At 67.5% G+C, this 12,581-nt stretch carries 10 protein-coding genes; 3 read left to right on the top strand and 7 right to left on the bottom strand.

Features of this window, described 5'->3' with window-relative positions; genetic code table 11:
• Nucleotides 1-34: 34 nt before the first annotated feature.
• The 4 genes from recF to ABWP84_RS01375 all read right to left on the bottom strand — a co-directional run bounded on the left by recF (nt 35) and on the right by ABWP84_RS01375 (nt 5,086).
• Nucleotides 35-1,174, bottom strand: coding sequence for a DNA replication/repair protein RecF (recF, locus tag ABWP84_RS01390; protein WP_353210196.1), 1,140 nt, complete (start codon nt 1,172-1,174; stop codon nt 35-37).
• Nucleotides 1,175-1,256: 82 nt separating this feature from the next.
• Nucleotides 1,257-2,384: a DNA polymerase III subunit beta gene (gene dnaN, locus ABWP84_RS01385; RefSeq protein ID WP_353210195.1), complete on the bottom strand. Its 1,128-nt coding sequence runs from the start codon at nt 2,382-2,384 to the stop codon at nt 1,257-1,259.
• Nucleotides 2,385-2,492: 108 nt separating this feature from the next.
• Nucleotides 2,493-4,244 (bottom strand): hypothetical protein, encoded by a 1,752-nt coding sequence (locus ABWP84_RS01380; protein ID WP_353210194.1) that lies wholly within the window; start codon nt 4,242-4,244, stop codon nt 2,493-2,495.
• Nucleotides 4,244-5,086: a DUF6502 family protein gene (locus tag ABWP84_RS01375; protein ID WP_353210193.1), complete on the bottom strand. Its 843-nt coding sequence runs from the start codon at nt 5,084-5,086 to the stop codon at nt 4,244-4,246. The genes ABWP84_RS01380 and ABWP84_RS01375 overlap by 1 nt, the downstream gene beginning before the upstream one ends.
• Nucleotides 5,087-5,286: 200 nt before the next feature.
• Between ABWP84_RS01375 and ABWP84_RS01370 the strand changes: the two genes are divergently transcribed.
• The 3 genes from ABWP84_RS01370 (at nt 5,287) to ABWP84_RS01360 (ending at nt 7,973) form a co-directional block, all read left to right on the top strand.
• Complete coding sequence (locus ABWP84_RS01370) at nt 5,287-6,534, top strand: calcium-binding protein (RefSeq protein WP_353210192.1); 1,248 nt, start codon at nt 5,287-5,289, stop codon at nt 6,532-6,534.
• A gap of 2 nt (nt 6,535-6,536) precedes the next feature.
• A complete protein-coding gene (locus ABWP84_RS01365; protein WP_353210191.1) occupies nt 6,537-6,770 on the top strand; it encodes a hypothetical protein in 234 nt (77 codons plus the stop codon).
• A 216-nt stretch (nt 6,771-6,986) separates the two neighbouring features.
• Nucleotides 6,987-7,973, top strand: a complete 987-nt coding sequence (locus ABWP84_RS01360; protein WP_353210190.1) for a catalase family peroxidase — start codon at nt 6,987-6,989, stop codon at nt 7,971-7,973.
• A gap of 16 nt (nt 7,974-7,989) precedes the next feature.
• On the opposite strand, the gene ABWP84_RS01355 is transcribed toward ABWP84_RS01360, so the two are convergent.
• The 3 genes from ABWP84_RS01355 to shc all read right to left on the bottom strand — a co-directional run bounded on the left by ABWP84_RS01355 (nt 7,990) and on the right by shc (nt 12,558).
• Nucleotides 7,990-8,781: a Plug domain-containing protein gene (locus ABWP84_RS01355; protein ID WP_353210189.1), complete on the bottom strand. Its 792-nt coding sequence runs from the start codon at nt 8,779-8,781 to the stop codon at nt 7,990-7,992.
• Nucleotides 8,782-8,849: 68 nt separating this feature from the next.
• On the bottom strand, nt 8,850-10,241 hold the full coding sequence (gene lpdA, locus ABWP84_RS01350) for a dihydrolipoyl dehydrogenase (RefSeq protein ID WP_353210188.1): 1,392 nt from the start codon (nt 10,239-10,241) through the stop codon (nt 8,850-8,852).
• Between the two features lie 334 nt (nt 10,242-10,575).
• Nucleotides 10,576-12,558, bottom strand: a complete 1,983-nt coding sequence (gene shc, locus ABWP84_RS01345) for a squalene--hopene cyclase (protein ID WP_353210187.1) — start codon at nt 12,556-12,558, stop codon at nt 10,576-10,578.
• Between the last annotated feature and the right edge of the window lie 23 nt (nt 12,559-12,581).

Here is a 12,581-nt window from a genome sequence, read left to right as displayed (position 1 = left end):
CGGGCCTGACTGTCTTATAGCTGAAACCGGGGGGTTAAGGCAGGGGTAAATCGCGGTTTTCCGCCACCGCGCCGGGCGCGATGAGGAAGCCCTGGGCACGGCCGCGCAGGGGGGCGAAAACCTCCCATTCGGTTCCGGTGAGCCAGGCCTGGGCGGGCAGTGCTACCAGGGCCTCGAAGAGGGCGGCGCGGCGGGGGGCATCGAGATGCGCCGCCACCTCATCAAGCAGCAGAATCGGCGCAAAGCCACGCGCGGCATGGATCAGCCCGGCATGGGCCAGCACGGTGGAGACCAGCAGCGCCTTCTGCTCGCCGGTCGAGCAAAGTGCCGCCGGGACTGATTTCTCGCGATGGACCATCTCAAGATCGGCGCGGTGCGGGCCTTCGACGGTGGCGCCGGCGGCGCGGTCGCGGTGGCGGGCGGCGCGCAGGGCGGCGCGCAGGCCATCCTCGGCGGCCAAGGCGGGGCCGGCATCCAGCGCATCGGCGGTGGCGTCGCGCAGGGTGAGGCTGGCAGCGGGGAAGCCGCCCAGGGCACCGGCTGCCAGCACCGCATCCAGCCGGGCCACCAGGGCGCGGCGGGCGGCGGTGGCGGCCACGCCGTGCCTGGCCATGGCATCCTCCAGCCCGGCCAGCCAGGTGGCGTCCCCGCCCTGGGACAGCAACCGGTTGCGCTGGGCCATGGCATTGTCATAGGCCGCCACCTCGCGGGCATGGCCGGGGTCCAGCGCCCAGGCCAGACGGTCGAGGAAGCGGCGGCGGCCGGAGGCACCTTCCTGGAACAGCCGGTCCATTTGCGGCGTCAGCCAGACGGCGGCGACGCGCTCGGCCAATTCGGCCTGGTTGCGGGCGGGGGCGCCGTCGAGGCGAAACACCCGCTTGTCGGCCGGGCCATCCGGCGGCGTGCCGGTGCCGATCTCGAAATCGCCCCAGGCGCCGGAAAAACGCCCGGCCACGCCCCAGGCGCTCTGCCCCACCCGCGCGAGTTCCGCCACCCGCGCACCGCGCAGGCCGCGGCCGGGGCCAAGCAGGCTGATCGCCTCCAGGATATTGGTTTTGCCCGCGCCATTGGGGCCGGTGAGGACGAGCATGCCTGCGCCGCTCTCCAGCGTGGCGGCCGGATAGCTGCGGAACCCGGTGAGGGTGAGGCGGTGGAGGCGGAGCTTATCCGTCACCTTGGGTCTAATCGGGGGGATACCCCCAGCGGCCCTGCCATGGCCGGAACACCGCGCAGCATGGGAAAATGATGCCCGAAACTCACACCCGCATGGGCATGAGGACATAAAGCGCCTCGGGCCGGGCCGCATCCATCACCACGGTGGGCGCCGAACCATCGGAGAAGCGGAACTCCACCTTGTCGCCGATCTGTTCGGTGATGTCGGCGAGGTAACGGGCCTGGAAGCCGATCTCTAGCGGGCCGGCGCTGTATTCCACATTGCCCCCATCCAGCTCCTCCTGGGCGGAGCCCTGTTCGGCGCTGGAGGCCTCCAGCCTGAGGTGGTTGCGGTCGATGGAGAGTTTGACGGGGCGGGATTTCTCATTGGAGATCGCTGCCACACGGGCCACCGCCTCGGCGAATTCCTTCTTATTGACGCGCAGAATCCTGTCATTGCCGCGCGGAATCACCCTTTCGTAATCGGGGAAGGTGCCGTCGATCAGCTTGGAGGTGAGCACGATGGTGCCGATGCGGAACTGCACCTTGGTCTCGGAGAGGCGAATTTCGATCTCGTCCTGGGTGTCCTCGGCCAGTTTGCGCACTTCGCCCACCGTCTTGCGCGGCACGATCACGCCGGCCATGCCGGCGGCACCCTCGGGCATAGGCTCCTCGACGCGTGCGAGGCGGTGGCCATCCGTCGCCGCAGCGCGTAGCACATGGACGCCATCGCTCTCGGCGACGTGCAGGTAAATGCCGTTGAGGTAGTAGCGCGTCTCCTCGGTGGAGATGGCGAATTTGGTGCGGTCGATCAGGCCACGGAGCAGATTGGCCGGCAGGGAAAAGCGGATCGGCAACTTGCCCTCGGTCATGGAGGGGAAATCCTCCACCGGCAGGGCCAGGATGGAGGTGACGAAACGGCCCGCGCGCAGCACCAGCGGCGCATCACCGCCCGGGTGGTCGAGTTCAATCTTCGCCGAGTCGGGCAATTTGCGCACGATGTCATAGAGGGTGGCGGCCGGGGCCGTGCTGCGGCCGGGGCGGGTGACCGCGACGCCGGCCACCTCCTCGACAATGGCGATCTCCATATCGGTCGCGGTCAGGCTGAGGGTGCCCTCCTTCGCGTCGAGCAGCACATTGGCCAGGATGGGGATGGTGTTGCGGCGCTCGACCACGGATTGCACATGGGCCAGGGCCTTGAGCAGGATGGCGCGGTCAACAATGAATTTCATGGCCTCAGCCCCCAAATGTCGCAGCGGAGCGATGGCGCGCGAATCGCAGCACCCCATCGGACGCTCATAGGTATCAGCAGCGGCGGGCGCGGCAAAGCGCTGCCTGTTTCAACGCCGCCCCGAGGGGGGCGGCGTGACGTTGGGCGGGGGCGCGGCGCGCCCGGCTGCGGGCATGCTGGGTGCCGCCGGTGCGGCGGGCGCGGGGCTGGAGGCCGGCGCGGCGCGGGGGGGAGCCGGCATGCTGGGCTGGGCTGCTGGTGCGCCCTGGCCAGGCCCGAAGCGGGCAGGACTGGGGACAGCACTGGGCGCAGCTCTGGGCGCAGCACTGGGCGCTGGCGCCGCAACGCCACCCGAAGCGGCGCCTGCCCCTGGATTTGCACCTGGCCCCATGGGCGCGCCCGCCGCGGAAGACCCGCTTGGCCCAATTTGAGCACCCTGGCCGCCTTGCAGACCCTGACCTCCGGGCGAAGTCTGGCCGCCCGGGCCAGCCTGCAGGCCTTGGCCGAGCTGGGAGCCCTGGGTAGTTTGGGAACCCTGACCACCCTGGAAACTCTGGGAACCTTGGGAGCCCTGGGAACCTTGGGAGCCCTGAGAACCTTGGGAACCCTGAGAACCCTGAGAACCTTGGCCGCCCTGACCACCCTGGGAACCCTGGCCGCCCGGCGAGCCCTGACCACCTTGGGAGCCCTGGCCAGCCTCTCCTCTTGGCCCTGGCTGCGCGGCTGCCTCTGCCGGCCCACCAGCCCCCTGGGGCGAGGTTGAACCGGAAGACCCACTCGAAGCGCCAGAATTGGACTGCGTCGCGCGCCCCCCTTGGCCGCCCCCTTGGCCGCCCCCTTGGCCGCCCCCTTGGCCGCTGCCTTGTGCCGCGCCACTCCGCGCAAAGCCGCCGCCGGGGAGTTCACGCTGGCCAATCGCCGGGGCCGGCGCAGCGTCGACACCGGTAAGCCCGCCGGCCTGCCCAGTGACGCGCGCTGCATAGACCACCCGCGCATTCGCCTCACCCATGGCGGTGGCGGGAGCCCCCAAAACCGTGGGCGCGCGGCCGGCAGCGTCGAGATAGGTTTCCACCAGCACCCGCCCGACATTACCGCCGAAGGGATTGGCCGGCTCCACCCGCAGGCTCTCGGCCAGCAGCGCGCCAGTGGACATGCTGCCCTTGGCAACCAACTCCTTGCCCTGGGCATCATCGGGAAGGCGAAGCCCCGGCGCCAATCCAACCGGCACCCCGGCAATGGCCCCGCCCGCCTCCAACCTGCCGCGCAATAGCCAGCCCGCCTCGGGCGACCATGGGTCAAGGCGAGAGGCGATAATGGCACCATCGGCCCGGCGCAGCCCGCTCACCGCCACCACCCGGCCGGGTTGGGGATCACCAAGGCTAGAATCCGCCACGGCCTGGCCAATGCTGCAAAGCTGACCCAGAACCCAGATCGTGTCTGCCTCACGCCGCTCCACCAGGCCGGCCACGGCAATACGCATATCAAGCGCCAGCGCCTCGATGGCGCTATCGCCAAATCCGCCGGCCCGGGCCACCACGACATGGCCGAGCTTGATGTCCTCGGCCTTGGCCGCAATGCCCTCGCGGGTGACGCGCAGCCCCTCGGGCAAAGCGAGTCGCACGCCATTCACCCAGATACTGCCGAAAGCGGTGACGGTGCCGATCAGCCCGAGGCCGCCAATACCGGTGCCGCCAATGCCCCCTGCGGCCAGGCCACCGGAAATGCCGGTGCCGCCAATGCCGCGATCGGCGATGCCGCCCGTGCCGCCAATGCCGCGATCAGCGCTGCGCTGGCCGGCACAGGCGCTCAGCAGCGAAAGCCCGAGGGGGCCGAGGGCCCGCTTGCCGACGAGGTATAGCATCAGTCCGGCTCCTGGCCGTTGTCCTGGGTAGAGAACACATAAAGTCCGGTCATGAAACGCTGCGCGGCGGCTGGATCGGGTGGATCTGCCTCGGCCAGTCTCACGGCCATGGCGTTGAGTTGGGTTAGCATGGCCATGCCAAGCCGCCCCGCCTCTTCGGTCAATTGGGCGATGGCGGCCTCGGAGAGGCCATCAAAGGCCAGGGCACGCTCCATATAGGGTGGCCGCTCACCAATAAGATTATGGCCGGCGGCGGCAATATGGTCACCCAGATTGCGGCCGAAATAATAGGCCAGCCGGTCCAGATCACCGCTGGGGATATCGGCGGCGCCCAGCAGTTCCAGCCGCTCATCGGCGCGTTCGCGCACCACGCCCAGGCGGAGCAATTCGTCGAGCAGGGTGCGGCTGCGAACATCGCGGCTGATGCTCACGACCAGCGCCTCGAAGCTCGGCCCGGTTTCGGCCGCGCGGGGCAGCACCATCGGCCGGCCCGCGGCATCGGCCCAATCGGGATGGGCCAGCCAGCGGCTCAGCACCCGGGCCGAGAGCGTACCGGGGCGCGTCTTGGCTTCCTCCGGGCGATGGCGCAGCACACTCACATCCTTCCGGTGCAGCCCGGTGAGCAGGGCCACCCGGCTATCGCTCAATTCGCGATCGGGCAGGGCGAAATGCCGGGTGGCCGCATCCACATAGCCGCGCTTGAGCAGGGTGCCGAGCATGGGAAAGGTCACGCCGAAATGGATCAGCACCCGCAGCAGCGGTGCGAGTAGGCGCTCCACCGCGGCGGTGAGCGCCGCGGGCGGGCCTGAGGGAGGTGCATCTCCTGGAAGATCGGAGGGCATGAACTGGCTTTCCTGACCGTTTCGCGGCGGTTTTACCATTGCGGATCCTGGGTGTGGGAAAATTCCCCCCGCACCCTCCACCTATGTCGCCCAGAGGAAAAAAAAACACAAGCGCTTGACGTGGGTAAATTTCCCACATAAAAGCAGCCCAGGAGAAACGTCTCTCCGTTCGGGAAAAATCTTCAAAGGAGTGATCAATCATGGCTCTTGCACCAGCACGGCGTGGCCCGCAGCCCACCCCCAATATGCCGGCCCCGCCGGCGACCAATGACCTCCTGCAGGGCAACGCTGCAGATAACGTGCTGGTCGGCGGCACCGGCAATGATACCATTGACGGCGGCGCAGGCATCGACACCGCCGATTACTCCGCACTGCGCAACGGGGTGACCCTGCTCAGCCAGGGTGTGGTCGGCAAGGGCGCTGCCGGCACCGACCTTCTGATCGGCATCGAGCGCATCATCGGCGCAGTCGGCAAGGCCAACCTGATCGACGGAACTGTCACCAATCCGGCCACTCAGACCACCAGCTTCAAGGTCGACCTGGGTGCCAATACCCTGCAGGTGAATGGGATTCCCGGTCTCGGCTCGTTGAATTTTGTCGTCGAGAACTTCAACCAGGTGCGAGGCACCAATAATGCCGACGCCGTCATCGGCGCTGCGACCAATGACACCTTCTTCGGCAGCGCGGGCAACGATACCTATAATGGTGCCGCCGGTACGGATACCTTGGACTACTCAACCCTGGGCACGGCGGTGACACTGCGCAGCCAGGGCGTGATCGCCAAGGGCGCCCTGGGCCAGGACACGATCCTCAATGTCGAGAAGATCATCGGCGCGACTGGCCAGGCCAATCTGATCGACGGCACCGTGGCCAACCCGGCCGCGCAGACAACAAGCTTCGCCATTGACCTCGCGCTGGGCAAGCTGGTGGTCAATGGTGTGCCGGGGCTGGGCAGCTTTACCTTCGACATCGCCAACTTCCCCAATGTCACGGGCACGAATAATGCCGACAGCATCCGCGGCGATGACCGGGCCAATACGCTGATTGGCGGCGGCGGCGATGATACGCTCTCTGGCGGCGGCGGCGGCGACAAGCTCATCGGCGGCCAAGGTGCCGATACCATCTCGCTGGGCGCGGGACGTGACCTCGTTGTGTTCAACAACGCGGCCGAGGGTGGCGACATCATTCGCGACTTCCGCGGCCGCGAGGATGATGTTCAGATTTCGGCCTCGGGCTTCGGCCTTGATGCCGGTCCGCTCACCAGCGGTGAATTTGCCGCCAACAGGGCCGGCGTGGCCACAGCGGCCGAGGCGCAGTTCATCTACGACACTGATGGCGGGCAATTCTACTTCGACGCCGATGGCACCGGCGCCGGGGCCTCCGTGCTGCTGGCCACCTTCCAGGGCGCACCCGGACTGAGCCTGTCAGACCTCGTGGTGATCGCCTGAGCATGGGTCGGAGGGGGGATATCGCATGGGGCGAGCGGGGGGTGAACCTGCTGGCAATGGGCCTGGCCCCCCTTCCGACGCTGCTACTCCTGGGGCTGGTCATATGGCCTGGGCTTTACTACGGCGCCCGGCTTTTGGCCTGGCCCAGCCCCTCCCATGCTGCGGCCACATTCTGGCCGGATGAGGAGGAGGAGGATGTCTACGCCTGTGCCGATGGCTTGTGCTGCCCCGAATGAGTGGCCTTCACCGGGGCGGGACAGAAGGCGGGCCTTGTTGTGCCGCAGAACATCACACTGCGTGAGTCTCCGGCCAGAAGCGACGCCATCGCCCGGCCGGACCCTTGGCATATAATTCCTTATCCAACTGTGAAATTTTGATCCCGCCTGCCCGCGCCCCTGACGATCATGCCGCATCGGGCTATCATCGCGCACTCACAGAAAGCGAGACACACCATGCGGCTTCGCACTCCCCTCCTCGCCCTCGGCTCGCTGGCCTTTCTCGGCCTGGCCGGGGCGCAGACATTGCCGCCAGCACCGGATGTGATCATCGATGCGATGGAGGGCGCGCTGGGGCGCATCACCACCTATCGCCCCAGCCATGGCAAGGGGTATTGCGCCACGGGGCATTTCGTCGGCACGGCCGAGGGTGGCCGGCTTTCCGTCGCCCCGGTGTTCAATGGCCAGCGCGTGCCGGCCATTATCCGCTTTGGCGTGGGCGGGCCCAATGCCCGCGTATCAGACACCGCCCGCAGCACCCGCGGCCTTGCGATCCGCATGGAGACGCCGGCCGGCGATATTTGGGATTCGGCAAGCATCTCGGTGCCGGTTTTCGGCGCACCCACGCCTGAGGCTTTTGTCGGCGGATTGCTGGTGCGCAGCCGAGGGGCCAATGGCGCGCCGCCCGACCCGGCGGCGGTGGCGGCCTTCGTGGCCGCCAACCCCAATACGCTCAACCAGGGCCGCTGGCTGGCCGCCAACCTACCCCCGGCCAGCTTTGCCACCACGCCCTATTTCGGGGTGAATGCCTTCCGCTTTCAGGGTGCGGATGGCCAGGTGCGGATCGCGCGCTGGGTATTCGAGCCGCGCGCGGGGCTGGAGCGGCTGACGGCCGAACAATTGAACACCATGCCGGCTGATTTCCTGGCTGACGAGCTGCGCCGGCGCCTTTCCAGCGCCCCGGTTGAATTCGACATGGTGCTGCAATTCCCTGGCGAAGGCGATGATGTGAACAACCCCACCATCGCCTGGCCTGATGAGCGCCCGCGCATCATCGTGGGCCGGCTGAGCGTGACCGAGGTGGCCGCCGGCCCGGGCGGCGCCTGTGACCCGATCAGCGCCTTGCTGCTCGACCAAGAGCCCGGGATCGCGCTCAGCGACGACCCGACGCTGGCGGTGCGGGCCGGGGCCTATGCGGTGTCGCTGTCGCGGCGCACGCGCTGAGGCTGGGGCCGTTCCGCTATAAGACCACACTGAGGGTGAGGCGGATGGCCACCGGCTCCACCGGGTGGACATGCCGCCCCGCCACACCCGCCGCTTCGCCGCCCTGGCTGTAACGGGCCAGGCCGTTGAAGCGGCGCAGCCGGTCCGCCCGCTCCCAGGGGCCATCATAGGCGGTGATCTCGCCCGCCAGCAGCAAGCGGCCCGGGCCCAGCGCCTGGCTGCCCGCCGCCAGCCCGCGCCAATAGCCGAAACTGCCGATGGTGGTTTGCAGGATGGGCCGGGGCAGGCTGTTCAGCAGCGACAGGTCAACCTGCCCCGCATTGGCAAAATCGCCCTGATCGGCACCGTAAGGGCCTTTGCGCAGCCGCATCTCGGCCAGCAATTCGAGGATGAGGAAGTTCAGATCGGCATAGCCCTGGCCATGGGCATGGCTGCGCATGTTGAGCGGCATGCCATCGAGGGTGATGGCCAGATCGGTGCCGTGATCGAGGTTGAAGCCCCGCAGAAAATACTGGTTGGCCTTGCCCTCGCCGCTGTGTTGGGAGGCGATCAGGCCGGGGGCGGCCTCCAGGATTTCGCCCGGGCGGGCGATGGGGCGGGAGGCGATCTCATCGGCGGTGATGACACGCTCGGAGGCGCTGGCGAGCGGCAGGGGCGCGGGGGCGCGCACGACCACCTCCGGCATGCTCGCCAAGGGCTCGGCCTGCGCCAGGGCCAGTGCCAGCAGGCAGGCGGGGAAGGCAAGGCGCGGCGCCATGGCGATGAAGCATGATGCGTTGAGGCAGAATCGCCGAAGACGCTGGATCATGCTCTCAATACTAGCTGGGCCACGCACAGTGAACGCAGTGTGGCCCAAGCGCCGAGCGGCGGCTGGTTTCAGATATGCAGCGCCCGGCCATCCACGGCGAGGGCCGCCTCCTTCACCGCCTCGTTCAGCGAGGGATGGGCGTGGCAGGTGCGCGCCACATCCTCGGCGCTGGCGCCGAATTCCATCGCCAATGCGATCTCGGCGATCAGCGTGCCGGCATCGGGTCCGAGGATATGGGCGCCCAGCACGCGGTCCGTCACCTTATCGGCCAGGATTTTCACGAAGCCATCGGTATCGCCCATCGCGCGGGCCCGGCCATTGGCGGTGAAGGGGAATTTGCCGACCTTGTAGGCCTGCCCGCGCGCCTTCAACTGCTCCTCAGTCTCACCCACGCTGGCAACCTCGGGCCACGTATAGACCACGCCGGGGATGGCGCCGTAATTCACATGGCCGCGCTGTCCGGCGAGATTTTCCGCCAGGGCCACGCCCTCCTCCTCGGCCTTATGGGCGAGCATGGGGCCGGTGATGACATCGCCGATGGCCCAGATGCCCGGCACATTGGTGGCGTAATGCGCATCGACGGTGACGCGGCCGCGCTCATCCAGCGCCACGCCCGCCGCATCCAGCCCCAGGCCAGCCACATAGGCGCGGCGGCCAATGGCCAGCAGCACCACATCGGCTCGCAGCGTCTCCTCCGCACCGCCGGCAGCCGGCTGCAGGGTGAGGGTGACGCCGGCATCGTCAGCCACGGCCGAGACCACCTTGGTCTTGAGCTTGAATTTGAAGCCCTGCTTGGTGAGGATGCGCTCGAAGCTCTTGCCCACCTCGGTATCCATCGCCGGCACCAGCCGGTCGAGGAATTCGATGACCGTGACCTCGGCGCCGAGACGCGACCAGACCGAGCCCATCTCCAGGCCGATATAGCCCCCGCCAATCACCACGAGATGGCCCGGCACGGCATCGAGTTCCAGCCCGCCGGTGGAGGTGACGATACGCTTCTCATCGACGGTGACGCCGGGCAGCGGAATGCTCTCGGAGCCCGAGGCAATGACAATGTGCTTGGCGGCATATTCGGTGCCATCCACGGCGACGGTGCCGGGCTTGACGATCCGGCCCTCGCCCTTCAGCCAGGTGACCTTGTTCTTCTTGAAGAGGAACTCGATGCCTTTGACATTGGCCCCCACCACCTCGGCCTTGCGGGCCTGCATGCGCTTGAGGTCCAGGGTCACCTGGCCGACATTGACGCCATGTTCGGCGAGTTTGTGGACCGCCTCCTCATAATGCTCGGAGCTTTGCAGCAGCGCCTTGGAAGGGATGCAGCCGACATTGAGGCAGGTGCCGCCCAGCGTGGCGCGTTTTTCTACGCAGGCCACCTTCATGCCCAGCTGCGCGGCGCGAATGGCGCAGACATAACCGCCCGGACCGGCGCCGATGACAATGACGTCGAAATTCTCCGACATGGATAAAACCCTCAACCGTTTTGCCGCAAACTGGCGCGGGTGGGTGTTGGGCGCAAGGGCGGGGCCAGGGGGGAAGCTTGGCGCCCGGCGCTCAGTTGGGCCAAAGCCTGGGAAGCTGCGGGTAACGCGGCCTAAGGGCACGGCCGATCGGGTTGAATCGGCGCTGGCGAATGGCCCTCATGGCGGATGCCTCACCCGGACAGGCGCCGAGCAGCAGCATGGGCCAGGCGAGCAGGAAGCGGCGGCTGAGCATGGCGGATTATCCTGCGATCAACACAGGCAGGGATTATGATGGGCGAACCGACACAAAGTCCAAGGATTAATAATCTTGGGACTACAATCCGAAACTGACCTGCCGCGAATTCCTCATCTGCAGATTGCGCAGCCTTGCCAAGGCCCAAAGCGGGAAAATCTGCCGATAGCCGTGATAGCGCAGATAAAACACCCGCGGAAAACCAGTGCCGGAATAATCATCCTCATCCCATTCGCCGGCCTCGGTCTGGCTGCGCAGCAGGTAGGTGGCGCCGCGCGCCACGGCTGGGTTATCAGCCTCACCCGCCGCCAGCAGCGCCAGGAGTGCCCAGGCCGTCTGGCTCGATGTGGAGGCCGAATTCCGCCGGCTGCCGCCATCGGGGGCGGTGCCGCCCCGCTCGGGATAGGTATCACCATCCTCGCCCCAGCCACCATCGGGGTTTTGGCGCGCTTCCAGCCAGGCCACGGCGCGGCGCATCGCGGCATGCTCATGCGGCAGGCCGGCGGCGTTGAGCGCGGTCAGCGCCGACCATGTGCCATAGACGTAATTCACCCCCCAGCGGCCATACCAGGCGCCATCGGCCTCCTGCTCGGCCAGCAGATAAGCCACCGCCTCCCGCGCGGGCTTCTGCGAGGCCTCGCCAAGCTGGGCCAGCATGGCAAGGCAGCGCCCCGTCACATCTGCCGTTGGTGGGTCGAGCAGCGCACCATGATCGGCGAAGGGGATGTGGTTGAGGTAATGATGGGTGTTGTCGGCATCAAAGGCGCCCCAGCCTCCGCCCCGGCTCTGCATGCCAATGGTCCAATCCACCGCGCGCTCAATGGCCTGGTCGGTGCCCGGCGGTGCGGTGCCAGTGGCACGGCGGTGGCGGTCCATGGCCAGCACGACCACGGCGGTGTCATCCACATCGGGGTAATGCGCATTCTCGTATTGGAAGGCCCAGCCACCGGGCTTGAGATGCGGCCGCTGCCAGGCCCAGTCGCCGCGCACCTCGGTGATCTCGCGGGTCAAAAGCCATTCAACGCAGCGGCCCACCGCCTGCTCGGCCTCAGCCCCGCCGGCCTCGAGCAGGGCATGCGCCACCAGGGCGGTGTCCCAAATCGGCGAGAGGCAGGGCTGGACATAGGTCTCACCATCCGCGCGCTCGCAGACGAGTTTCTCGATGGCGGCCCAGGCGGTTGTCATGCGCGGGTCGCTCTCGGCCACGCCCATGACGTGATACATGAAGATGGCATTGGCCATGGCGGGGTAGATCGCCCCCAGCCCATCCTCGCCATTGAGCCGCTCGTTGACGAATTTTTCGCAAGCCGCCTCGGCGCGGATGCGGTGGGTGCGGGGGAAGAGCCTCTGGGCGCGCTGCAGCGCCTTGTCCACCGCCTTGAACAGGCTGGACCAGGGTTCCTGCTGATGCGCTCCCCCCGGCCATTCGCGCACCTCATCAGGGGGGGTGGCGAAGAGTTCGCCGATATCGACACCGATGGGCGCCACGGGCTGTGGCCGGCGCGCCATCACCACCGTCAACGGCACCAGCACGGTGCGTGCCCAGTAGCTGATCTTGCCGATATGGAAGGGAAACCATCGAGGCAGCAGGATGAGTTCCGGCGGCATGACCGGCACGGCATGCCAGGGCACCTGGCCGAACAAAGCCAGGGTGCAACGGGTGAAGACATTGCTTTTTGCCGCGCCACCCGCGGCCAGAATCGCCTCCCGCGCCCGGATCATATGCGGCGCATCGACGGGATCACCGATCAGGCGCAGGGCAAAATACGCCTTCACCGAGCAGGAGATATCGATCTTGCCGGCATGGTAGAGCGGCCAGCCACCGGCCGCGCTCGGCGCCTGCTGCGCCTGCAACCGGCGGAGGTATTGGCCAATGGCGGCCTCACGCACCGGGTCATGCTGGCCAAAGAAGCGGCGCAGCATGATGTATTCGGCCGGAATGGTGGCGTCGGCCTCCAACTCGAAAACCCAATGGCCGTCCTCACGCTGGCGGCGCAGCAGCGCATCCCGCGCCCGCAGCACAGCCGCATCCAGCGCCGCGCCACGCGGCGCGTCGCCGGTCACGGACACAGGCGGGGCGATACCAG

Origin of the sequence: Rhodovarius sp. (genome assembly GCF_040399605.1) — a bacterium.
Taxonomy (GTDB): Bacteria; Pseudomonadota; Alphaproteobacteria; order Acetobacterales; family Acetobacteraceae; genus Rhodovarius; species Rhodovarius crocodyli_A.
Note: the sequence above shows the minus strand (reverse complement) of the source record. Positions and strands in the feature narration are given on the sequence as shown.

Excerpts from the sequence above, each read along its gene's own strand:
- dnaN (WP_353210195.1), bottom strand. The coding sequence starts at position 2,384 with ATGAAATTCATTGTTGACCGCGCCATCCTGCTCAAGGCCCTGGCCCAT.
- ABWP84_RS01380 (WP_353210194.1), bottom strand. The coding sequence starts at position 4,244 with ATGCTATACCTCGTCGGCAAGCGGGCCCTCGGCCCCCTCGGGCTTTCG.
- ABWP84_RS01375 (WP_353210193.1), bottom strand. The coding sequence starts at position 5,086 with ATGCCCTCCGATCTTCCAGGAGATGCACCTCCCTCAGGCCCGCCCGCG.
- ABWP84_RS01370 (WP_353210192.1), top strand. The coding sequence starts at position 5,287 with ATGGCTCTTGCACCAGCACGGCGTGGCCCGCAGCCCACCCCCAATATG.
- ABWP84_RS01365 (WP_353210191.1), top strand. The coding sequence starts at position 6,537 with ATGGGTCGGAGGGGGGATATCGCATGGGGCGAGCGGGGGGTGAACCTG.
- ABWP84_RS01360 (WP_353210190.1), top strand. The coding sequence starts at position 6,987 with ATGCGGCTTCGCACTCCCCTCCTCGCCCTCGGCTCGCTGGCCTTTCTC.
- ABWP84_RS01355 (WP_353210189.1), bottom strand. The coding sequence starts at position 8,781 with ATGATCCAGCGTCTTCGGCGATTCTGCCTCAACGCATCATGCTTCATC.
- lpdA (WP_353210188.1), bottom strand. The coding sequence starts at position 10,241 with ATGTCGGAGAATTTCGACGTCATTGTCATCGGCGCCGGTCCGGGCGGT.